General features: G+C 36.7%; 20 protein-coding genes. 18 read left to right on the forward strand and 2 right to left on the reverse strand.

Annotated features, from left to right (window positions below; all coding sequences use genetic code 11):
• Positions 1-122 precede the first annotated feature (122 nt).
• From leuB to leuD, 3 genes are all read left to right on the forward strand, one after another.
• Entirely contained in the window at positions 123-1,223 is a 1,101-nt protein-coding gene (gene leuB, locus ACFVR1_RS00355) for a 3-isopropylmalate dehydrogenase (protein ID WP_387578902.1), read from the forward strand.
• A gap of 19 nt (positions 1,224-1,242) precedes the next feature.
• Positions 1,243-2,658: a 3-isopropylmalate dehydratase large subunit gene (gene leuC, locus ACFVR1_RS00360; protein WP_387578904.1), complete on the forward strand. Its 1,416-nt coding sequence runs from the start codon at positions 1,243-1,245 to the stop codon at positions 2,656-2,658.
• A gap of 146 nt (positions 2,659-2,804) precedes the next feature.
• On the forward strand, positions 2,805-3,380 hold the full coding sequence (gene leuD / locus ACFVR1_RS00365; RefSeq protein WP_387578906.1) for a 3-isopropylmalate dehydratase small subunit: 576 nt from the start codon (positions 2,805-2,807) through the stop codon (positions 3,378-3,380).
• A 166-nt stretch (positions 3,381-3,546) separates the two neighbouring features.
• On the opposite strand, the gene ACFVR1_RS00370 is transcribed toward leuD, so the two are convergent.
• A complete protein-coding gene (locus ACFVR1_RS00370; RefSeq protein WP_387578909.1) occupies positions 3,547-3,711 on the reverse strand; it encodes a hypothetical protein in 165 nt (54 codons plus the stop codon).
• A gap of 49 nt (positions 3,712-3,760) precedes the next feature.
• Here ACFVR1_RS00370 and ACFVR1_RS00375 point away from each other — a divergent pair, with 49 nt between their 5' ends.
• Both ACFVR1_RS00375 and ACFVR1_RS00380 read left to right on the forward strand, forming a co-directional pair.
• Positions 3,761-4,639 carry a threonine ammonia-lyase gene (locus tag ACFVR1_RS00375; protein ID WP_387579926.1) on the forward strand — a complete coding sequence of 293 codons (879 nt, stop codon included), beginning with the start codon at positions 3,761-3,763 and terminating at the stop codon, positions 4,637-4,639.
• A gap of 425 nt (positions 4,640-5,064) precedes the next feature.
• Positions 5,065-5,913 carry a VOC family protein gene (locus ACFVR1_RS00380; RefSeq protein ID WP_387578912.1) on the forward strand — a complete coding sequence of 283 codons (849 nt, stop codon included), beginning with the start codon at positions 5,065-5,067 and terminating at the stop codon, positions 5,911-5,913.
• Positions 5,914-6,125: 212 nt separating this feature from the next.
• Here the strand turns inward: ACFVR1_RS00380 and ACFVR1_RS00385 are convergent, their stop codons facing one another.
• A complete protein-coding gene (locus ACFVR1_RS00385) occupies positions 6,126-6,917 on the reverse strand; it encodes an SDR family oxidoreductase (RefSeq protein ID WP_387578914.1) in 792 nt (263 codons plus the stop codon).
• A gap of 158 nt (positions 6,918-7,075) precedes the next feature.
• On the opposite strand from ACFVR1_RS00385, the gene ACFVR1_RS00390 reads away from it, so the two are divergent.
• The 13 genes from ACFVR1_RS00390 to ACFVR1_RS00450 all read left to right on the forward strand — a co-directional run bounded on the left by ACFVR1_RS00390 (position 7,076) and on the right by ACFVR1_RS00450 (position 22,621).
• Entirely contained in the window at positions 7,076-8,764 is a 1,689-nt protein-coding gene (locus ACFVR1_RS00390) for a methyl-accepting chemotaxis protein (RefSeq protein ID WP_387578917.1), read from the forward strand.
• Between the two features lie 221 nt (positions 8,765-8,985).
• Complete coding sequence (locus ACFVR1_RS00395; RefSeq protein ID WP_387578920.1) at positions 8,986-9,480, forward strand: C40 family peptidase; 495 nt, start codon at positions 8,986-8,988, stop codon at positions 9,478-9,480.
• Between the two features lie 157 nt (positions 9,481-9,637).
• Positions 9,638-10,018: a PilZ domain-containing protein gene (locus ACFVR1_RS00400; RefSeq protein WP_387578923.1), complete on the forward strand. Its 381-nt coding sequence runs from the start codon at positions 9,638-9,640 to the stop codon at positions 10,016-10,018.
• Between the two features lie 110 nt (positions 10,019-10,128).
• Positions 10,129-10,686: a ribosome hibernation-promoting factor, HPF/YfiA family gene (gene hpf, locus ACFVR1_RS00405; protein WP_387578925.1), complete on the forward strand. Its 558-nt coding sequence runs from the start codon at positions 10,129-10,131 to the stop codon at positions 10,684-10,686.
• Positions 10,687-11,019: 333 nt separating this feature from the next.
• Positions 11,020-13,530 (forward strand): preprotein translocase subunit SecA, encoded by a 2,511-nt coding sequence (gene secA, locus ACFVR1_RS00410; RefSeq protein WP_387578928.1) that lies wholly within the window; start codon positions 11,020-11,022, stop codon positions 13,528-13,530.
• A gap of 26 nt (positions 13,531-13,556) precedes the next feature.
• Positions 13,557-14,661, forward strand: a protein-coding gene (prfB, locus tag ACFVR1_RS00415) for a peptide chain release factor 2 (RefSeq protein ID WP_387578931.1) whose coding sequence is annotated in 2 segments (ribosomal slippage) — positions 13,557-13,631 and positions 13,633-14,661 — 1,104 coding nt in all. Because the reading frame shifts where the segments join, the coding sequence is not laid out codon by codon here.
• Between the two features lie 906 nt (positions 14,662-15,567).
• The gene (locus ACFVR1_RS00420; protein ID WP_387578934.1) at positions 15,568-16,437 is read left to right on the forward strand and encodes a YitT family protein; all 870 of its coding nucleotides are present in this window, start codon (positions 15,568-15,570) and stop codon (positions 16,435-16,437) included.
• 49 nt (positions 16,438-16,486) lie between these two features.
• Complete coding sequence (gene cccB, locus ACFVR1_RS00425; protein WP_387578936.1) at positions 16,487-16,834, forward strand: cytochrome c551; 348 nt, start codon at positions 16,487-16,489, stop codon at positions 16,832-16,834.
• A 385-nt stretch (positions 16,835-17,219) separates the two neighbouring features.
• Positions 17,220-17,906: a cell division ATP-binding protein FtsE gene (ftsE, locus tag ACFVR1_RS00430; RefSeq protein WP_387578939.1), complete on the forward strand. Its 687-nt coding sequence runs from the start codon at positions 17,220-17,222 to the stop codon at positions 17,904-17,906.
• Positions 17,896-18,783 carry a permease-like cell division protein FtsX gene (ftsX, locus tag ACFVR1_RS00435; RefSeq protein ID WP_387578942.1) on the forward strand — a complete coding sequence of 296 codons (888 nt, stop codon included), beginning with the start codon at positions 17,896-17,898 and terminating at the stop codon, positions 18,781-18,783. Before ftsE ends, ftsX begins: the two co-directional genes overlap by 11 nt.
• Before the next feature lie 23 nt (positions 18,784-18,806).
• Positions 18,807-20,114 (forward strand): murein hydrolase activator EnvC family protein, encoded by a 1,308-nt coding sequence (locus ACFVR1_RS00440; protein ID WP_387578944.1) that lies wholly within the window; start codon positions 18,807-18,809, stop codon positions 20,112-20,114.
• Between the two features lie 444 nt (positions 20,115-20,558).
• A complete protein-coding gene (locus ACFVR1_RS00445) occupies positions 20,559-21,128 on the forward strand; it encodes a peroxiredoxin family protein (protein WP_387578946.1) in 570 nt (189 codons plus the stop codon).
• 71 nt (positions 21,129-21,199) lie between these two features.
• Positions 21,200-22,621, forward strand: a complete 1,422-nt coding sequence (locus ACFVR1_RS00450) for a S41 family peptidase (protein WP_387578949.1) — start codon at positions 21,200-21,202, stop codon at positions 22,619-22,621.
• The last annotated feature ends 21 nt before the right edge of the window (positions 22,622-22,642 follow it).

The raw sequence follows: 22,642 nt of genomic DNA on the forward strand, positions 1-22,642 counted from the left end.
AAGCAGACATGACCCACTTCGTGTGGGCCCAGGAGGCAGCTCTTAAGCCACCGCAGTAATTTCACATTTGACCTCGAGCGGCTAGCGCCTGGAGACTAGACAAAATAAAGGGAGTGAGTGGGATGGAAAAAACGATAGCGGTATTACCGGGAGATGGAATCGGCCCAGAAGTAACGGAAGCAGCAGTCAAGGTACTTCAAGCAATTGAAAAACACTATAACCACACGTTTCATCTGCACTATGCACTGATCGGTGGGGCAGCAATTGATGACTGTGAAGATCCACTTCCAGCAGAAACAATTAGCAAATGTAGTCAAAGTGATGCCATCCTTTTAGGTGCAGTCGGTGGGCCAAAATGGGATCAAAATCCATCTCATTTACGCCCGGAAAAAGGATTATTGGCAATTCGTAAACATTTTGGGCTCTATGCGAATATTCGTCCAGTCAAAGCTATACCTGCATTACTAGATGCTTCTCCTCTAAAAAGGGAAGTAGCGGAAAATGTTGATTTGGTTATTGTTCGTGAACTTACCGGAGGTTTATACTTCAGCGAACCACGTAAGAAAACAAAGGATAGTGCGTTAGACACACTTGTTTACACGAGAAAAGAAATTGAGCGAATTGTGGATACTGCTTTCCAAATTGCAAGAAATCGTAGAGGAAAACTTGCTTCTGTTGATAAAGCAAATGTTTTAGATACGAGTAAATTATGGCGAGAAATTGTAGAAGAGAAAAAACAAGGTTATCCAGATGTTGAAGTGGAACATATGCTAGTTGATTCCACTGCGATGAAATTAATTACAAAACCAGCTGATTTTGATGTCATCGTAACGGAAAATATGTTTGGTGATATTTTAAGTGATGAAGCATCTGTTATTACTGGTTCTCTAGGAATGCTGCCATCTGCAAGTACACGGGAAGATGGCTTTGGTTTATATGAACCAGTCCATGGTTCTGCTCCGGATATTGCAGGACAGAACAAAGCGAATCCAGCGGCAACTATTCTTTCTGTAGCTATGATGCTTCGTGAAGCTTTCCAAATGGAGACGGAAGCTTCTGCAGTGGAAGAAGCTGTATTTAATGTATTAAATGACGGCTATTTGACAGGTGATTTACAAGTTAAAGGAAAACGTGCACTTTCCACAACAGAATGGACGGCAAAAGTATTAGAAGAGTTAGACTCAGAATTTGTATCAGATAGCATTATGTTTTCTTATGTCTAACCAAAGGGAGAGGAACTAAATGGCAAAAACGATTATTGAGAAAATTTGGGATGAACATATTGTATACGAGGAAGAAGGAAAACCAGACCTTCTCTATATCGATTTACACTTACTCCATGAAGTAACATCTCCGCAGGCTTTTGAAGGGTTACGACTAAACAATCGAAAGGTTCGTCGTCCAGATCTTTGTTTTGCAACAATGGATCACAATGTACCGACTCGAAATAGAGAACAGATTAAAGATGTAATTGCCCGTAAACAAATCAGTACACTTCAGGAAAGCTGTGAAGAATTTGGTGTTCCTCTTGCGAATATGGATCATCCCGATCAAGGGATTGTCCATATTATAGGACCAGAGTTAGGGCTTACACAACCTGGAAAAACGATTGTTTGTGGCGATAGTCACACATCTACTCATGGTGCGTTTGGAGCAATCGCTTTTGGTATAGGAACAAGCGAAGTGGAACATGTGCTTTCTACTCAAACTTTATGGCAATCTAAACCTAAAACAATGGAAATCAAAGTAACAGGTGAGCTTGGTTATGGAGTAGCAGCAAAAGATATCATTTTAGCTATTATAGCGAAATTTGGCATTGATATGGGTACTGGTTATATCGTGGAATATACTGGTGAAGCAATTCGTCATTTAACAATGGAAGAACGCATGACTATTTGTAATATGTCAATCGAGGCAGGAGCTCGCGCTGGTTTGATTAGCCCGGACGGGACGACGATTGAATTCCTAAGAGGACGTGAGCATGTTCCAACTGGGGAAGCGTTTGAGAAAGAGGCAGCTCGTTGGTTAGCTTTAGCTACCGATGAAGGAGCAACTTACGATAAAATAGTCGAGATTTCCGCTGATGAAATCGAGCCATTTGTTACTTGGGGTACTAACCCTTCGATGGGATCTGGCGTTTCAAATCATATTCCATATACAAACGACTTTTCAAAAACAAGCGATAAACAAGCGCATGAAAAAGCACTTGCTTATATGGGGCTTCAAGAAGGAATGCCTTTAACAGATATCCAGATTAGTAATGTATTTATTGGTTCATGTACAAATGCCCGTTTAAGTGACTTACGTGCCGCGGCAAAAGTAGTGGAAGGTCGCAAAGTTAACCCAAATGTAACAGCGATTGTTGTACCAGGTTCACAAACCGTTAAAAAACAAGCAGAACAAGAAGGCATCGACAAAGTATTCCTTAATGCAGGATTTGAATGGCGTGAATCTGGATGCAGTATGTGCCTAGCGATGAATGATGATATTGTTCCAGCTGGTGAACATTGCGCATCTACATCAAACCGTAACTTTGAAGGACGTCAAGGTGCTGGATCTAGAACACATCTGATGAGCCCGGCAATGGCTGCAGCTGCAGCAATTGAAGGTCATATTGTTGACGTTCGCAAATTTCAACTTTATTCCGCAGGGGTTTAAGTCATGTTCGATTAGAGAAACTCTGGCTAAGATCGCCGCGTTCTGCGGTAACCTGAGTGTACAACATTCTGTTGGCCTGTAGCTCCGATGGATTGCACAGATTTTAAATTGAAATTGAATTAGCGAATGCGTAGGGAGGAATTTCAGTGGAGTCTATTAATGAAATAAAAAGTGTCATTACACCTTTGAATCAAAAAAATGTTGATACCGATCAAATTATCTCAAAAGAATTTCTAAAGAGAATTGAACGCACAGGATTCGGTAAATACTTATTTTATCACTGGCGGTTCGATGCTGAAGGAAATCCAAATAAAGATTTTGTATTAAATGATGAACGCTATAAAGATTCTACTATATTAGTAGCACATGATAATTTCGGATGTGGATCGTCACGTGAACATGCCCCATGGTCAATTTTAGACTATGGATTTCGAGTAGTAATTGCTCCAAGTTTCGCAGATATTTTCTATAATAACTGTATGAAAAACGGAATTCTACCTATTAAATTGTCGGTTGAAGAAGTAGAAGTAATTTTGAATAAAGAAGAGTATGTCATGAAAGTCAATTTAGAGGAACAAAAAGTAACTGGAGAAGACGGTGTTGTTTATACATTTGACATCGACCCATACCAAAAGAAAATGCTTCTAAATGGATGGGATGAAATTTCATTGACCTTCCAATACGAAGAACAAATTAAAGCATATGAATTAAGAAATGCATAAGGTGCTTGGAATCTAGGCATAAAAGTTAATCTTATCTATTGAAATGCTATGTAATATGTAATTGTTGATTTTAAAATCAATTATTTAATTGTAGTGGAAGGTGGTGACTCCAGCGGGAAAAGCGAGTTCAGGTGAGACACCGCAGGAGTGAACATAGGAACGAAGGCTAAAGACGCTCACGGACCGACCGTGGAAAGCGTCCGACTGTAACGGAAATAACAGTATAGGTTAACATAGATGATTGAAAAAAAGAATTAGGAGATGGTTTTGTTGGGAATTCATATGACACTGTAGGTTTATATCGAGCATCTGAAAAAGTAGCGGAGTTCATTCATCGTACACCGTTTAAAAAGTCATCTACATTGAATGAAATCACTGGAATGCAAGTATTTCTGAAAATGGAAAACTTACAAAAGACGGGTTCATTTAAAATTAGAGGTGCAATGAATAAAGTATCACAGCTAACCGATGGAGAATGTATGCGAGGCTTAATCGCCGCTTCCGCAGGCAATCACGCACAAGGAGTTGCTTATGCTGGAAGAGTGCGCAATGTACCAGTCACTATTTTCATGCCAATCGGAACACCAGTTACGAAAGTAAATGCAACAAAAGGCTATGGCGCAACCGTAAAACTTGTGGGTCAAAACTTTGATGAAACATATGTAGCAGCAAGAGAAGAACAACTCCGAACAGGTGCGAACTTTATTCATCCTTTTGATGACCTAGATGTAATTGAAGGTCAGGCGACTGTTGCATTAGAAATGCTTCAGCAACGTCCAGAGATTGATACGATTATTGTACCAGCTGGTGGAGGTGGCTTACTCGCAGGTACACTACTTGCAGTAAAATCCATTCGACCTGATATCCAAGTAATTGGAGTTCAGTCGATAAACGCTTCCGCCATTGCAATTGCCTGTAAGGGAATTGCCGATGGATTAATTCCATTTCAAGGTAAAACAATTGCCGAAGGAATAAACGTGAAAATCCCTGGTAAGCTGACCATGAGCATTATTCAATCCCACGTGGACGACATGATAACAGTGACCGAGCAAGAAATCGCAACAGCCATTCTCTTTATGCTCGAACGAGAAAAAACACTTATCGAAGGTGCAGGTGCCGCAGCAGTAGCAGCAGTGTTGAATCACCACATTCCATCTACCGCCAAAAACGTAGGAATCATCGTAAGCGGAGGAAACTTCGACATCAGCAAACTAGCTGATTGCCAGCAAATGTCCATCCAAGTACCATTAGCAAAATAAACGTTGTTGAAACCACTAGTTCAAAGGTGACTGGTGGTTTTTTCACGTGAATTGAGAGAGAAGTTTAACTCATATGTAATAAATGTTGCGAGTAGAGGAGAAAATATTGTGAATAAAAGAGGAGATGTTGCGAGTAGCGTACGAAACATTGCGAATCCAGCGTATAAAGTTGCGACTATCCTTTTTCTTGCGATTCTGAGAATAGACCTTGCGATTCGCAGCACGCATTTGCGATTTCACTGTTGGATCTTGCGATTCACAAAAAATAAGACAAATTAGAGCTTATAAATGTTTCGAAAACGTGGAGAATAATGTATGAAAGTCTGAATTTGCGATAATATCTAATCTCACATCCTTGACTTTATTAGGTAACTAAAATATAATAACTTACTATAAGTAACTAATAATAAATGGAGGTATCATAAATGAAATATCAAAATAAGCCATATACGTTCGTAGAATTAGTTGAACTAAAAGTAACGGATTTAGAACGATCACTTAAGTATTACCAAGAAATAATTGGATTTAAAGTGCTAAAAAAAATGGACAATAAAGTTTTGTTAACTGCGGATGGAAAAACTGCACTTTTATCTATCGAGCAACCAGCAAATATTATGCCAAAATCACAACAAACTACAGGCTTATACCACTTTGCATTGTTGTTGCCAAGTCGAGCAGATTTAGGAGCAATATTAAAGCATTTCATAGAAATTAATGAGCGAATTGGAGCGGGAGACCATTTAGTAAGCGAAGCGTTATATTTAAATGATCCCGATGGAAATGGTATTGAAATTTATAGTGACCGACCTGACTCGGAGTGGACATGGAATGGGGAGTACGTTGAAATGGCTACTCTACAAATCGATGCCCAAAGTATTTTAACAGAAGGTGCGAATACAAAATGGGCTGGATTACCTGAAGGAACTGTAATGGGCCATATTCATCTACAAGTTGCGGATTTATCAAAATCGGAGACATTTTATAAATTATTAGGATTTGAAGTTGTGACGCCAAATTATCCAGGTGCTTTGTTCATGGCAACCGGTAAATATCATCACCACATTGGCTTAAATACTTGGGCTGGTGTTGGAGCACCACCAGCTGCAGAAAACGTTATAGGTCTTGAGGCATTTACATTAGTATTTCCAAGTTATGAATTATTAAATACTGCGGTAGAAAACTTGCAGGCAAACGGAACAACTGTCAATGAAGAAAGCGGAGTTTACATCACCAAAGATCCATCACAAAATAAAATTAAACTAATTGTAAAATAACCAAAAGAGAGCGACCTCAGATTCATGAAGTCGCTCTCTTCTAATGCCGATAGAAACCCAGTAAATGGCACAACGAGACTAATTCACTTGAAGCCGAGACCAAACTTCTCCAGTGCGAGACCAATTCATCTGTACTCGAGACCAACTTACACAAAGCCGAGACCAATTCAATCCAAAAAGACCCAAAACATAAAGTTTCGGGTCTTCTCCCTCTATAGAGCCTTTAACATGCCGCCATCTACGACTAAGTTTTGTCCTGTCATATATGTATTTGCTTCTGAGCATAAAAATACAATTATATTTGCGAATTCTTCGGGAGCGCCATATCTTCCGGCTGGTATTACTCGTTTAAATCCTTCTCTAACTTCATCAAGTGTTATGTTATTCTTTTCAGCCGCAATTTGGTCGAGCTCGGTGACACGATCTGTCTGTATTCGACCTGGTCCGACTGTGTTAATTAGTATATTTTGACCTGCGTACTCACGCGCGATACTTTTTGATAGTCCAACCATTCCTAGCCGGAAGGTATTCGACAAAATGAGACCGTCTAACACTTCTTTTGTTGAGGAAGAGGAAATGTTGACGATTCGGCCGAAGTTTTGTTTTTTCATGAATGGAAGGGCTAATCGAATCGTGCGAATGTAGCTGAGTAAATTTTTTTCGAATGCCGCATTCCAATCTTCGTCCGTCACTTGTTCGAAGCCGCCAGGAGTAGGGCCACCAGCGTTATTTACTAAAATGTCGACGCCGCCAAGTTTCTTGGTTGCTGTCTCAAAAAGTAGTTTAATGTCGTTTTCCTTTGTCACATCACATACTGCATAATATACTTCTTGATTGTTACTAACTATCTTTAATTCATCGGCAGTTTTTTTCAATTCTTCTTCGTTTCGACTCGAAATGAGTATTTTCGCACCTTCTTTTGCAAATTGTAATGCCGTTGCTTTTCCCAGTCCTTTACTCGATGCTAGAACGATGACACGTTTGTTCGTAATTCCTAAATTCATAGTCGATCTTCCTCTCTTAATGGTTTATTTTTATCCTACATTGAATTTTCAGATTTGTCTTTTATTAATATACTGTAAATTTATTGTTAAGACTTTGAAAATTCGCTTTCCGAGAATAATAAACATGCTATATTTCGACTAAGGAGGTCTTAATATCTATGAAAAAATGGTCTAGTATTCCACTTCGAAAGAAATATTCAATTACCATTTTCAGTTCTTTTTTCTTATTTGGAATGATGGGAGCTTTGTTAGTTATTCAAGTTATTCATAATCAAAAATTATCAGATGAACTAGAAATTTCTTTTCGAAATGTCGAAAAAATGGATGTTATGCGTTCGGAAGTAGCAAGTTTGTATATTGCCATTTCACATTATGCTGGGGATCCATTGCCGGAATTTGAAAAAGATTATGAAGTGAAAAAAGCGAATCTTAAAGAGTTAATAGAAACTTCTAGTGAAAGAATTGATAATTTAGATTGGGATGCCTTCACACAATCGTTAAATGGCATGTATGTGACATTTGAAAAAAATTTAAAAGAATCTGTAGAAAAGAAGGAAAACGTAGCAAAGCGAAGACAATTACAAGCAATTAATAAAAAGCAAATTCAACTTACACAAATACTCGATAAAACAAGACAAGAAGAATCGAACAATCGAGAATTAATCATACAAAAAATGAATAAAAGTCAGCAAGATACAATCTTAGTAGTCATTACATCCTTCATCTTTGCTGGCCTAATATCACTAGCCTTATTGTTCTTAACGAATAGACAAATAAAAAATCAGCTAAGAGAAGTGGCATCTTCCGCGAAGGAAATTGCAACAGGTAATTTACTGATCGAACCACTTCATATTTGGACAAAAGACGAAATTGGTGAAGTTACTAGTGCGATGAATGAAATGCAAGAAAACTTAACTACAATGGTTTATACAATTAAACAAACCGCTGAAAAATTGAGTAAGGATAGCAGCACATTAAAAGGTCATTCGAAAGAAACAGTTGAAAGTTCGGATGTAGTTCAAGTTGCGATAAACGAAATCAGTCATAATATGCTTGAGCAGAAAGAATCATCGATTGGAATCAGAGCATTTTTAGAAGAATTTTCTCGTACTTTTCAAGAAGTTACAGAGAAAGCAGTGCGATTAAATAATCAGGCTACAATTGCTGTACAAATCGCTGATGAAAGTGCGGTTGCAATGAAGACAGCTGCTAGCGAAACGAAGAGACTGCGCACATTATTTAAAGAGGCGGATAAGGAACGTCAATTATTACAAGAAAGAACAGAAGAAATTGCTCGAATGACAGCAATAGTCCAAGCTATATCTAAACAAACCAATTTACTTGCTTTAAATGCTGGCATCGAAGCAGCACGTTCAGGTATTCATGGAAAAGGGTTTGCAGTCGTTGCAGAAGAAGTGAAAAAGCTTGCAGATGAAGTATCTACTACTGCAGAAACGATTTATGGAGTTTCTAATTCTATTACATTACAAGGAAATGTAATGGAAAAAGTGTTTGCAGAAGGGTTATCTACGTCGAAAAAAAGCGCAACAACTTTTCAATTATTACATGAAAAAATGGATGATATTATAAGTTTTATTCATGATTCTAAAAATCAAAATGATCATATTACTAATTCAATTATTACAATTGAACAAGAAAAGAATACCTCTGAAAAGCTTATATTTGCCTTAACAGAATCTATAGAAGTAAATACCGTTCAAATGGAAGAAACCGTGCAGTTACTGTTATCGAACGTTCAAACGATTGAATCTCTTTCATATCTTATAAACGGAGTAAGCGAGCAAGCGGATATTTTAGAAGCATCCACATCACGATTTAAAATGTGACAAAAGCCCCGGAAGTCATTTGTTTGACTTTTTGGGGCTTATTTTTTTGTTAAACTTAGATTACATAAGGGTTTATACTCTTTTGGAACATATTATCTATGAAATAGTTAATGAATTTTGTAACACAATTGTTACACAACTGTAAAATTAAAATGGAATATTCCGTGGTAAGATGATTTTAGTTAATATTTCAGAAAACTTTAGTCCTTCGGAGGAAAACCATGAGCCTAAGACTTACGTCACGAAAAATCATAACTATATTATTATTTACTATTATTTTAGTCACAGCTCCTTTCGGAGAAAATACTGAAGCTTCCACTTTAGTAAATTCGAATGATTTAGTAGCTACAGCTAAAAATTTAATAGGTACCAAATATCGTAGTGGTGGAACAACGAAAGCTGGTTTTGATTGTTCTGGGTTTGTGAACTACGTGTTTGATGATGTAGGTATTGATCTTCCAAGAACTTCAGCAGGCATGCACGGTACAGGTACTAAAGTAGAAAGAGATAACTTATCAACTGGAGATTTAGTTTTCTTTAATACTACTGGTAGTGGAATATCTCATGTAGGTATATACATAGGAGATGGAAAGTTTATTCATTCTTCTTCTTCCCAAGGAGTTAAAATTGATAAATTAAGTGATCCATATTATTGGGCTAAACACTATGTTGGAGCTAAAAGAGTAGCAGATGTCTCTGTAGCTTCGATTAAATAAATCATATAGATAACTGCTCTATCGTATAATTAGCGATAGAGCTTTTTATTTTTTGAGTCATTTGAATCGTACAAAGATATTGAAAGTTTTGTTACCCTTCGTCATAATGGAGGAAAGTCAGACTGTAAATTTGTTCGTTCTGAAAGGATGGATAGAAATGCTCTATAAGCGAAACGAATACTTTAGATATACATTCGATGACCCGTGTGAAGCAACTTTTCGACTAATAAAAGATGCAAGCGAATCCTCTCCAGTAGAAATCTCAAAAAAGGGTAAGTGTACAATAATCGACATAAGTCCACATGGAATGAAAATGTATTCAGAGCTATTTATTTCAATTGAGAAATTGAATCATGTGGAATTGCAATTTAAATTAGATGAAACACTTATTTCATTAATCGGTGAATTTGTATGGTCACATCGTAAAATTTCAGGTTATGAGTATGGTGTAAGGTTTATGGATGATGAAAAAGGGGAAAGCTTAATTATCAGTGAACTTAAAAATAGACGCAAAAAAGAAATCGAAAGGAAGAAGTGATTTATACTACAAAGTTCGACAAAAAATAAAAATATTCTTTTAAGAAAGAAGGATATTTTAAAGAGGATGTAGAAATATACTATTAGAGTTATATTAAAGGAGGAGTTTTCATGTTAAACTTTAACATTCGTGGAGAAAATATTGAGGTGACTCCTGCAATTCGAGATCACGTTGAGGGGAAGATAGAAAAAGTTGCCCGTTATTTCAACGAAGAAATCCAAGCTACAGCCAATGTAAATCTAAAAGTGTATAATGACAAACAGACAAAAGTAGAAGTTACAATTCCTATGAAAAATTTAACTTTACGTGCAGAAGAACGAAATGCCGATATGTATGCAGCCGTTGACTTAATCGTTGATAAGTTAGAACGTCAAATACGTAAGTATAAAACAAAAGTAAATCGTAAGTTCCGTGAGCGTGAAGGTGTTAGTGCTTACTTTGCTACAATTGAGGCTCCTGATGCGCCGGTAGTTCAATCAGATGAAGATGAATATAATATTGTTCGAACAAAACAATTTGACTTAAAACCAATGGATCAAGAAGAAGCAGTACTACAAATGAATATGTTAGGCCATAACTTCTATATCTTTACAGATGCAGATTCAAACGGCACTCACATTGTATACAAACGAAAAGATGGGAAATACGGTTTAATCGAAACAAATTAATTTGACTGTAGACAATAGTTCTCCGTCAAGCTATATCTAAAAGTCCCACTCTCCTCCATGCAAGAGGAGAGTTTTTTATTATTAAAAAGTCAAGAAAGTATATAAAGTTTTAGACCATGAACAGAAGCCATGTGCGAAAAGCGTCCGCCATAGAGGAAATCTACTTTGCCAGTTTTTCTTAGAATGGTGCAAAAATTTAATATCGGTTAAATATTTATTTTATTTTGTTACAAACTCTTTACAAACAACATGCTAGTAAACTGACATGTTGTTTGCACGGCTTGGTATCCAATGTTAAAATGGAGAGTAAGACTAAATGGGAAGTGAAAATAGATGCTTGGTGTATTAAATAAAGTATTCGATTTAAATAAACGTGACTTAAAGCGATTAGAAAAAGTTGCTGATAAAGTGGATTCATTTGCGAGTGAAATGAATTCCAAAACAGATGAAGAATTACGTGCCAAAACAGATGAGTTTCGTACCCGATACGCAAATGGAGAGACATTAGATCAATTATTGCCGGAAGCATTTGCAGTTGTTCGTGAAGGTGCAAAGCGAGTGTTAGGTATGTACCCTTTCCACGTCCAAGTGATGGGTTCTGTAGCACTACATGAAGGAAATATTGCGGAAATGAAAACAGGGGAAGGTAAAACTCTTACCTCTACTATGTCCGTGTATTTAAATGCAATTCCTGGTCTAGGTTCACACGTTGTAACAGTAAATGAATATTTATCAAGCCGTGATGCAACTGAAATGGGACAACTATATGAATTTTTAGGGATGACAGTTGGCTTAAACTTGAATTCCTTATCTAAAGAAGAAAAACGTGAAGCTTATGCTGCAGATATTACGTATTCTACGAATAACGAATTAGGTTTTGATTATCTTCGAGATAATATGGTGTTGTACAAGGAAGATAAAGTACAACGTCCTCTTCACTATGCTGTTATTGATGAAGTTGACTCCATTTTAATCGATGAAGCAAGAACTCCATTAATTATTTCAGGGCAAGCGAATAAAGCGGCACTTCTTTATAAACAAGCGAATGCATTTGTTCGCACATTATCAAAAGATGATGATTATACGTATGAAGAATCAACAAAAGGAGTTACGTTAACCGATACTGGAGTTGAAAAAGTAGAAAAAGCCTTTGGAATTGAAAACCTATTTGATTTAACACATGTTCGTCTGAATCATGCAGTCAATCAATCCTTAAAAGCGCATGTGTCTATGCATTTAGATGTGGATTATGTTGTTCAAGATGGAGAAGTTGTAATCGTTGACTCGTTCACTGGACGTTTGATGAAAGGCCGACGTTATAGCGATGGTCTACATCAAGCTATCGAGGCAAAAGAAGCGTTAGAAATTCAAAATGAATCGATGACGATGGCTACAATTACATTCCAAAACTTTTTCCGCATGTATGATAAGTTATCAGGTATGACAGGTACTGCGAAAACAGAAGAAGAGGAATTCCGTAATATTTATAACATGAACGTTATTGCGATTCCAACTAATCGTCCTATTACAAGGGATGACCGTGCAGATTTAATTTATGCTTCGATGAATGGAAAGTTTGAAGCGGTTGCTGCGGATATTGCTGAAAGACATAAAAATGGTCAGCCTGTTTTGATTGGAACGGTTGCTATTGAAACTTCTGAAATTATTTCTAATTTGTTAACCAAACATGGTATTAAGCATAATGTATTAAACGCGAAAAATCATGAACATGAGGCAGAAATTATTGCTACAGCTGGTCATATGGGATCTGTTACTATTGCGACTAATATGGCTGGACGTGGTACGGATATTAAGCTTGGTGACGGGGTAATTGAAGTTGGCGGACTTGCTGTAATTGGTACAGAACGTCATGAGTCTAGACGTATCGATAATCAATTACGTGGACGCTCTGGTCGTCAAGGCGATCCTGGTATCACGCAGTTTTATCTTTCTATGGAAGATGAATTAATGCGTCGTTTTGGTTCTGATAATATGCGAAATATGATGACGAAACTTGGCATGGATGATTCCCAACCAATTCAATCGAAAATGGTTTCCCGTGCAGTCGAATCAGCACAAAAACGAGTTGAAGGAAATAACTTTGACTCTCGTAAACGTTTGCTACAGTATGATGATGTGTTACGTCAACAACGTGAAATTATTTACAAAGAACGAAACGAAGTGTTAGAAACCGAAAATATGCGTGCCCTAGTGGAATCAATGATTTTCGGTGCAATCGAACGTTTAGTAGCATCCCATACAAGCTCTGACAATAAAGCAGAGTGGGGTTTAAAAGGTATCGAAGATAATATTCATGCAAATTTATTGCCTGAAGGAATTATTACGCAAGAAATTTTAGAAGACTTATCTTCTGAAGAAATCGAAGCAAAAATTAAAGAAGAAGTAATTCGTTTTTATGACGCTAAAGAAGAAGATTTAACATCTGAACGTATGCGTGAATTCGAAAAAGTAGTATTACTTCGCTCTATTGATTCTAAGTGGATTGATCATATCGATGCGATGGATCAGCTTCGCCAAGGGATTCATTTACGTGCATATGGACAAAATGATCCGCTTCGTGAGTATCAAAGTGAAGGTTTTGCAATGTTTGAAGCAATGGTAGAATCCATTCAAGAGGATGTAGCAAAATATGCAATGAAAGCGGAAATTCGTAACAACCTAGAACGTGAAGAAGTCGCAAAAGGCCAAGCAGTAAATCCAAAAGAAGATGGAGAAGCTGTAAAGAAAAAACCGGTGCGAAATGACGCCCCAATAGGAAGAAATGACTTATGTCCTTGCGGAAGTGGAAAAAAATATAAAAACTGTCACGGTGTAGTGCAATAAACGAGAAAGTCGGAGGAACAAATAATATGGTTGAAATAGCAGTAGTACGAAATGAATTGGATCGAACAGCAGGAAAATTAAAAGACTTCAGGGGGTCTCTTTGACTTAGAAAACAAAGAAGTCCGTATACAAGAGCTAGAAGAACTGATGACTTTCCCAGACTTTTGGGATGATTCACAAGGCGCTCAAAAAGTAATTAATGAGTTAAATGGGTTAAAGGGAATAGTAGAACAATACAATGATCTTGTTTCCACACAAGAAAATTTAGAAATGACTCTTGAACTCATTAAAGAAGAGCCAGACGAGGAATTACAAGAAGAGCTTGGGAACGAATTAAAAGAATTCAGTAGCAAACTATCCGACTTTGAATTGCAATTACTTTTAAGTGAAGAATATGATAAGCATAATGCTATCTTAGAATTGCATCCGGGTGCAGGTGGTACAGAATCACAGGATTGGGGTTCTATATTACTTCGTATGTATCAACGTTGGGCAGATAAACATGGCTTTAAGGTGGAGACAATCGACTATCTACCTGGTGATGAAGCAGGTATCAAATCGGTGACACTGTTGATAAAAGGGCATAATGCTTATGGTTACTTAAAAGCGGAGAAAGGTGTACATCGCCTTGTACGTATTTCGCCATTTGACTCTTCTGGACGTCGACATACTTCGTTCGTTTCTTGTGAAGTTATGCCAGAATTCACAGACGAAATTGAAATCGAAATCCGAACAGAAGATTTAAAAATAGACACATACCGAGCAACTGGAGCAGGTGGTCAGCATATTAATACAACCGATTCAGCAGTTCGTATTACGCATTTACCAACCAATTCAGTTGTTACTTGTCAAACCGAACGTTCACAGATTAAAAACCGTGAGCAAGCTATGAAACTATTAAAATCTAAATTGTATCAATTGAAAATAGAAGAACAAGAAGCGCAACTTGCAGAAATCCGTGGAGAACAGAAAGAAATTGGATGGGGAAGTCAAATTCGTTCTTACGTTTTCCACCCATATTCTATGGTAAAAGATCATCGTACAAGTGAAGAAAGCGGAAATGTTCATGCAGTTGTCGACGGTGAGTTAGACCAATTTATACACGCATATTTACGTTCAAGAATAAATTAATAGAAGAATGGTACCCTAATGTTAATAGTAAATAACATTAGGGTATTTTTTTTTAAAAGTTAACAAACGAGATGCCAAGAAAGACGAGGCATCTCGTTTTATTTAAAAGATAGGAATATATATCAATTGATGCCAGGAACAGATTGATTTCCGCTGCAGACGGACGCTTGCAAGTCTGGCAAGCATCAAGCCGCTTCCTTCGCTCCTGCGCAAAGCTAGTGGGATTTCCGTTTCAGGTGGACGTATTCTACGGGGTGAGTAATGAGCTATCGCCGCCGCTACGCGTTCGTTGTGATGGCTCATCTGTCTCACTCATCTAGCTGGAGTCGTCACCTTTCACTACAATCCATTAAGTAAGTATTGTCTAAAAAGGCCGGTCGTCTTTTTGCCCGGTTTTTCTAAAAGATATGAAAGAATATGGATTATCGTCCTGCGAAACCAGTGTTCCTGTACTTTAAAGAATTAAATAATACTGCGGATTTCCGTTTCAGGTGGACGCGTTCCGCGGGGTGAGCGATGAGCCCTCACCGCCGCTACGCGTTCGTTGTGATGGCTAATCTGACTCACAGAGGAACAAAGGCTAAGAGCGTCACATCGTGTGGCAAAGCCTTCGTGACCAACATCCTGTTGGCCTCCGGCTGGAGTCGCCACCTTTCACTACAATCCATTAAGTAAGTAGTGTCTAAAAGGCCGGTCGTCTTTTTGCCCGGTTTTTATTATAAAAGAAAGAATCGGTCGAATACTTATTATAATCGATCGAATATATACAACAATCGGTCGAAAAAATTTGAATCTACGGTTCTTTATTCCTTCAATACTCCGCTTTACTGAAGTTCACAAACTCCCATTCTGTTGTTATACTAGTTCGGGTATCAAATAGAATTAATAAAAGAAAGAGGAAAAAATATGACTACCAATCAAAGAGTACACAAAGAACTTCCCCCATTGTTGGAGCAAGGAAGAGACTATATATATATCATTTTGGGAGCTGCAATTATTGCAATTGGTTTTAATGTATTTTTATTACCAAATCAAGTTGCTTCAGGTGGGGTAAGTGGAATTAGTACAATATTAAATGGTGTTCTTGGATGGAAACCAGGGATTGTTCAATATGCCTTTAATATCCCTTTATTTATAGCGGGTTTATTTTTTTTAGGTGCGAAGTTTGGTATAAAATCATTTGTAGGTACCCTTACATTACCAGCTGTTGTTTTGTTTACTTCAAGTTGGGAGCCTTGGACAACAAATCCACTACTTGGTGCTTTGTTTGGTGGTATTACGATAGGACTTGGTTTAGGTATCGTTTTCCGCGGTGGAGCCTCAACTGGGGGAACGGATTTAGCAGCACAAATTATAGCGAAATATACAGGTTTTTCTCTAGGTAAGAGCGTTTTACTAATTGATGGATTAATTGTACTCAGTGCAGCTATCGTTTTTGATATTGAAAAAGCACTTTATGCTTTGATTGCTTTATTTGTAACGACAAAAACAATTGACATCATCCAACTTGGATTTAGTCAATCAAAGATGATCTATATTATTACGAATAAACAAGAAGAAATAAGGAATGCTATATATAAAGAAATAGATAGAGGGGTGACGAAATTACCAGCAATAGGTGGATATACGGATCAAGAACGACCAATATTAATGGTTGTAGCATATCAAACCGAATTCACAAAGTTGAAACAATTAGTCAAAACGCTTGATCCCTCTGCATTTGTAATAGTTTCAGATGCATATGAAGTTCTTGGGGAAGGTTTTAAAAAGTACTAATATTGGTATAATAAGAATGCAAAGCAATTATTGTTAAGGGAGGATTAACATGAACAAGAAACTATTAGCAGTAATTTTTGGAACAGTATTAATGTTAGCTGCATGCGGTGGAGCAAAAACAGAAAAAACAACAACAAACACTACGACAACAGGTACTACAACAACTGAAACTGCCGCGGTAGATCCCGAAAAAATTGTAAAAGCAAAATGTACTACTTGTCACGGAGGAAACTTACAAGGTCAAGGAAACTTCCCAAATCTTATGAATGTAGGTTCTCGACTATCTAAAGATGAAATCTTAAAAGTACTTGAAAATGGTAGAGGCGGTATGCCAGCTGGACTAGTTACAGGAGCAGATGCAGATGCTGTAGCTCAGTGGTTATCAGAGAAAAAATAACCTTTTTAGACCGTTGAAAACAAATAGCACACATTTTCATTCAAACCACTTGTAGTGCAGACGGAGTGCATTCGACAAAAATGGCAAAGGTATTTTTTAGTTTAAACGATTTAATTAATTTTATGTTTATTAAACAAAAACAGTTGCTTAATCCAAGCAACTGTTTTTTTTGTTACTAAAGAAGGAATATAGAGGATTTATGTAGAATATAAGAGCAATTAGGTAGTTTGTATGTAATAAAATACTCCTAATTATTCAAAGTATCTTGGGTGAGTCACCTAATATTACCTACAAATTGAAATGTAATTGTAATAATAGAAGAGAGTTCTAATGTTATAATAGGCATGTCGAAATTTATTACGCGAGATAAATAGGTGGTTTAAAAATGATAGAGATGGTAAATGTTTACAAAAAGTATCCGAATGGAATTGTTGCTGCCAATGGAATTGACGTAGAAATTAAACAAGGTGAATTCGTATATGTAGTTGGACCAAGTGGTGCAGGAAAATCGACATTCATTAAAATGATGTATAGAGAAGAGAAACCTACTTCAGGTGATATTTTTATTAATGGTGTCAATTTGGCAACTTTGAAACCCTCAAAGGTTCCGTATTTAAGAAGACAAATCGGAGTAGTTTTTCAAGACTTCAAATTGCTTCCTCGTTTGAATGTGTACGAAAACATTGCCTTTGCATTAGAAGTAATAGAAGAAACTCCAAAAGTCATTCGCAAACGCGTAATGGATGTTTTAGAGCTTGTAGGTCTCAAACATAAAGCTAGAATGTTTCCAACAGAACTTTCTGGTGGGGAACAGCAGCGTGTATCAATTGCTCGTTCTATTGTGAACACTCCGAAATTAGTTATTGCAGATGAGCCAACAGGGAATTTAGATCCAGATACGTCATGGGAAATTATGAATATTTTCGAAGAAATTAATTCACGTGGAACTACTATTATAATGGCAACTCATAATAAAGAAATTGTCAATACAATAAGACACCGTGTTATCGCAGTAGAGGGTGGATTAATCACTCGGGATGAATACGGAGGGGAATACGGTTATGAAAACTAGAACAGCAGGAAGACATTTTAGAGATAGTCTTAAGAGCATTAGTCGCAATGGTTGGATGACTTTTGCTTCGGTAAGTGCAGTGACGGTTACATTATTACTTGTAGGTGTATTCGTCATGATTATGATGAACTTAAATAAAGTAGCAGATAATCTTGAAAAAGATGTAGAAATAAAAGTTATTGTAGAATTAACAGCAGATGAGGATTCTATTACAAAATTAGCAGATGAAATTAAGAAGACACCAGGAGTTGCTGAAGTTCAATATTCGACAAAAGAAGATGAATTAAATAAATTAGTATTAGATTTCGGTGAAGACTTACGTTTATTTGAACAACAAAACCCATTACATAATGTGTTTGTTGTAAAAGCTAAAAATCCACAAGATACAGAAGTAGTTGCGAAAAAAATTGATCGCTTAGATAATACCTTCGAAGTTAAATACGGAGAAGGAAAAATTGAGAGATTATTCTCGTTCTTAAATACAAGTAGAAATGTAGGTTTAGTACTAATACTAGCTCTATTGTTCACTGCTATGTTTTTAATTTCAAATACTATTCGTATTACTATCGTTGCGAGAAGAAGAGATATTGAAATTATGAAGCTCGTTGGTGCAACTAATTGGTTTATAAGAATTCCATTTATTTTAGAAGGAATGTGGCTTGGGATTTTAGGTTCTATTCTTCCAATCACATTAGTTTCCGTACTCTACTACAATATTTATAAAATGCTAGAGCCGAAACTAGCACAAGGAAAATTATTTGAACTCCTCGACTTTTCTCCTTTTATTTATCAAGTTGATGCTTTGATATTACTAATGGGTGTACTAATTGGAGTATGGGGAAGTTTTATGTCGGTACGCAAATTTTTGCGTGTTTAAAAAGATGAGGGGAGCAATACGTTTTGAGAAAACAGTCTAAATGGAAGCTGCGCTTTTTAGTCGTAGCAACTTCAACAGCACTTTTATTCACAGGACCGAGTGCGCTAGCGAATTCTTTAAGTGATTTAAAAAATGAAAAGAAACAATTGGAACAAAAGAAAGATTCGATTCACTCGAATATTAAAGAAACAGAAAGTAAAATAGATCAAAATGGGTCGAAAATTGACCAAATCAATGCACAAATTCAAGCGTTAGATACAGAGATATTAAAAACGGAAGACAATATTTCTAAAGTTTTGAATGAAATAAAATTAACAACGGACCAAATTGAAAAATTACATGTTTCCATTGCCGAATTAGAACGTAAAATTGAAGAGCGCGATGAACTTTTAAAAGAACGTATTCGTGCCGTCCAAGTAAGCGGAGGTTCTGTTAGTTACTTAGATGTTTTGCTTGGAGCAAATAGTTTTATCGATTTTATAGACCGTTTTTCAGCAGTTAGTACTTTAATGGAAGCTGATAGAACTATTTTAAAAGAACAAGCTGATGATAAAAAACAGTTAGAAGAACAAAAATTGAGTTTAGAGAAAAAGCTAAATGATCAAGAAGAAAGAAAAAGTAAGTTGGGGAACTTGAAGGCATCTTTAGATAAACAAAAAAAATCAAAAGGAACCCTTATCGATCAATTAGAGGCTGAGCAAGCCAAGTTACATACTCAGAAGCAAGAGTTGGAAACAGAATATGACGATATTTTAGAATTAAGTGAAGATGTTCAAAATAAAATTATTGCGGAACAAAAACGTATTGCGGAAATTGCTAGAAAAGCAGCCGAAGAGAAAAAGCGTAAAGCAGAAGAAGAGAGAAAACGCCAGCAAGCTGCTAGTGGCTCTTCCGTAGCTGTTCCAGATGTATCTCCAGGTGCATGGACGAAACCTGCAAATGGTCGTTTGACTTCTGGATATGGTGGAAGAGTGCATCCGATTTATGGATCAGAAAAATTCCATTATGGTGTTGATTTTGCGAATAGTATCGGTACACCAGTTATCTCAGCTGCCGATGGAGTAGTTTCATATGCGTCGCCTTTAAGTACTTACGGAAATGTTATTATGGTGACTCATTCAATCGATGGTCAGATTTTCACTTCTTTATATGCACATTTAAGTAGTATCAAAGTTAGTGTTGGACAAGTTGTTTCGAAAGGACAAATTATTGGAGCAATCGGAACAACTGGTAACTCAACCGGTCCTCACTTACATTTTGAAATTCATATCGGCACATGGGAAGGTATGGCGAAAAACTCTGTTAATCCACTGAGATATATATCTTTATAAAATAAACGCGGCAAATTCCGCCTTTCATTCGGTAGGCAAACTCAATAAAAATGAGTTTGCCTACCGTTATTTTTACAGGGAAATATTTAATACCGCGGTTTTCCGTTTTAGGTAGACGCGTTCGTTGTGATGGCTCATCTGTCTCACAGAGGAACAAAGGCTAAGAGCGCCACATCGTGTGGCAACGCCTTCGTGACCAACATCCTGTTGGCCTCCGACTGGAGTCGCCTCCTTTTTACAATCCATTAAGTATGTAGTAGCTAACAGATTTAGCCTAGCTATCGCTAAGAGGATAGAATTAGTTTAGGCGTCTTTTTGTCCGTTTTTTCTTATTAAGGCAACAAGTTAGTATTCTCCTACCGTTTATGCATATAATAGGAGCGGTAGATTATTATTATTAATGACTCTTGAAATATAAAGTACATAATTTTAGGGGGAAAATGTGTGAAGAAAAAAATAATTGGTTTAGGAATTATTGCTTGTTTAGTTGCAATTGCGACCATTTCGTTTGTAAAAAATAATGTTGATAAAACAGATGCAATGTCCAATATTGAATTGGGAACAGATTTAGCTACAAATCCAGCTAGTGAAGGTATTACAAAAGGTGATAATGCTCCAAACTTTACACTCACAACACTGGATGGAAAAGAAGTATCATTAGCAGATTATAAAGGAAAAAAAGTAGTCTTAAACTTTTGGGCAACATGGTGTCCTCCTTGTAAAGCGGAAATGCCGGATATGCAGAACTATTACGAAGACGTGGCAGAGAAAGAAAATGTAGAAATTTTAGCGGTTAATTTGGATTCGGGAATTGATAAAGTGAAAGGTTTTCAAGAAGATTATGCATTAAGTTTTCCAATTCTATTAGATGAAGAAGGAACAGTAGGAAAAACATATCAAGCGATTACTATTCCGACTACATATATGATTAACACAGATGGAACGATTCAAAATAAGATAGTTGGTCCAATGGATGAACAAATGCTTAGCGATTTAGTTAAGAGTCTTAATTAATTTCCGATTTTTGTGCGAGTATTAAACTCTCCTTCTTTCACATATATTAGTGGAAAAATAGGAGGTATAGCTTGCGCAAAAGTCGGATTTTTTTATATGTATCTTTGTTTATTATTTTGCTCGGTGTGATGTACTTATGGTTCGGAAAATCATCACCTAAACAACAAACAACGGCTATAAGTAATAATCAAGTAATTGATGAGGCATTTCAATTAATTAAAAAGGAAGCGGTATTTTCAAAAAATGATAAACAAATCGTGGAAGGTGCAATACGGGGAATGGCACAGGCATTAGAAGATCCGCATAGCACGTATTTAACAAAAGAGGAAGCGACTGCACATGATGCATCTCTTGCAGAAGAACGAGTAGGAATCGGTGCAGAAATTATGATTTCAGGTGGGAAATTTATTGTAGTAGCACCTCTTAAAGACTCTCCCGCTTTTAAAGCAGGATTAAAACCTCAAGATGAAATTGTGAGAGTAAATGGAGAAAGACTCGATGGAAAATCATTGTCCGAGCTTGTCAAAATGCTCAGTGGTGAAAAAGGAACGAGTCTTAAAATGACAGTTTATCGTTCAAGCGAGGGACGCCATATTGAGTTACATATGAAACGGGAAACGATTGCTCTGCATTCAGTTTCAAGTGAAGTATATGAAGTAAATGGATATTCGATTGGACTTGTTACCATTTCTATATTTGGAGAAAATACAGGTGAGGAATGGAAAAAACAAACAAAATCATTAGTGGACAGAGGAATTGATGGCCTACTTATTGATGTGAGAGGTAATCCTGGTGGCTACTTATTTAGTGTCGCCTCCATTGTTAGTACTTTACTTGAAAATGGAAAAACTTTCGCTTACATGCAAGATCCAGATGGGGTTCTTGAGATGTTAAACACTGAAAGTAAGGAAAAACCTTATTTAAATAAAATTCCTACAGTGTTATTACAAAATGGTGGCAGTGCTTCTGCGAGTGAAGTATTAGCCGGTGCATTAAAAGATAACAACCGTGCGATGATAGTTGGTGAAACAAGTTTTGGAAAAGGAACTGTTCAAGAAACGCATCCACTTTCTAATGGGGGCAAGCTGAAAATCTCTACTCATAAATGGCTAACACCAAAACAAGAATGGATTCACCATAAAGGCATTGAAGCAGATCTAAAAGTTGAGCCAGAGGAATTGTTCACAATGGATGTTAAATATCCTCACGGTGAATTTAGAGTAGGGGATTATGGAGAAGAAATAAAATACGCTCAAAATATATTAGCAGCATTAGATTACAATATTGTGCGAAAAGATGGTTATTTTGATGAAGATACAATGAAAGCAGTAGAAAAATACCGTCAAGATAGTAAACTTGAGGCTAATAATGAAATAGATGATCTCCTTTTCCAATCACTTTCTAAGACACTTACGGACTATAAAGCTAGAAAAGAGAACGATAAGCAATTACAAATGGGGATAAGTTATTTAATTCACAATTTGAAAAAATAAGATTATCCTAAAAATCTATAC

The organism is Psychrobacillus sp. NPDC058041 (assembly GCF_042885655.1).
In the GTDB taxonomy this organism is placed as follows: Bacteria; Bacillota; Bacilli; order Bacillales_A; family Planococcaceae; genus Psychrobacillus.

Coding starts and splice junctions, on each gene's coding strand:
- ftsX (WP_387578942.1), top strand. CDS start 17,896: ATGAAAACTAGAACAGCAGGAAGACATTTTAGAGATAGTCTTAAGAGC.
- ACFVR1_RS00385 (WP_387578914.1), bottom strand. CDS start 6,917: ATGAATTTAGGAATTACGAACAAACGTGTCATCGTTCTAGCATCGAGT.
- ftsE (WP_387578939.1), top strand. CDS start 17,220: ATGATAGAGATGGTAAATGTTTACAAAAAGTATCCGAATGGAATTGTT.
- ACFVR1_RS00395 (WP_387578920.1), top strand. CDS start 8,986: ATGAGCCTAAGACTTACGTCACGAAAAATCATAACTATATTATTATTT.
- ACFVR1_RS00390 (WP_387578917.1), top strand. CDS start 7,076: ATGAAAAAATGGTCTAGTATTCCACTTCGAAAGAAATATTCAATTACC.
- ACFVR1_RS00400 (WP_387578923.1), top strand. CDS start 9,638: ATGCTCTATAAGCGAAACGAATACTTTAGATATACATTCGATGACCCG.
- hpf (WP_387578925.1), top strand. CDS start 10,129: ATGTTAAACTTTAACATTCGTGGAGAAAATATTGAGGTGACTCCTGCA.
- ACFVR1_RS00375 (WP_387579926.1), top strand. CDS start 3,761: ATGCAAGTATTTCTGAAAATGGAAAACTTACAAAAGACGGGTTCATTT.
- ACFVR1_RS00370 (WP_387578909.1), bottom strand. CDS start 3,711: ATGAACTCCGCTACTTTTTCAGATGCTCGATATAAACCTACAGTGTCA.
- cccB (WP_387578936.1), top strand. CDS start 16,487: ATGAACAAGAAACTATTAGCAGTAATTTTTGGAACAGTATTAATGTTA.
- leuC (WP_387578904.1), top strand. CDS start 1,243: ATGGCAAAAACGATTATTGAGAAAATTTGGGATGAACATATTGTATAC.
- leuB (WP_387578902.1), top strand. CDS start 123: ATGGAAAAAACGATAGCGGTATTACCGGGAGATGGAATCGGCCCAGAA.
- ACFVR1_RS00420 (WP_387578934.1), top strand. CDS start 15,568: ATGACTACCAATCAAAGAGTACACAAAGAACTTCCCCCATTGTTGGAG.
- ACFVR1_RS00380 (WP_387578912.1), top strand. CDS start 5,065: ATGAAATATCAAAATAAGCCATATACGTTCGTAGAATTAGTTGAACTA.
- secA (WP_387578928.1), top strand. CDS start 11,020: ATGCTTGGTGTATTAAATAAAGTATTCGATTTAAATAAACGTGACTTA.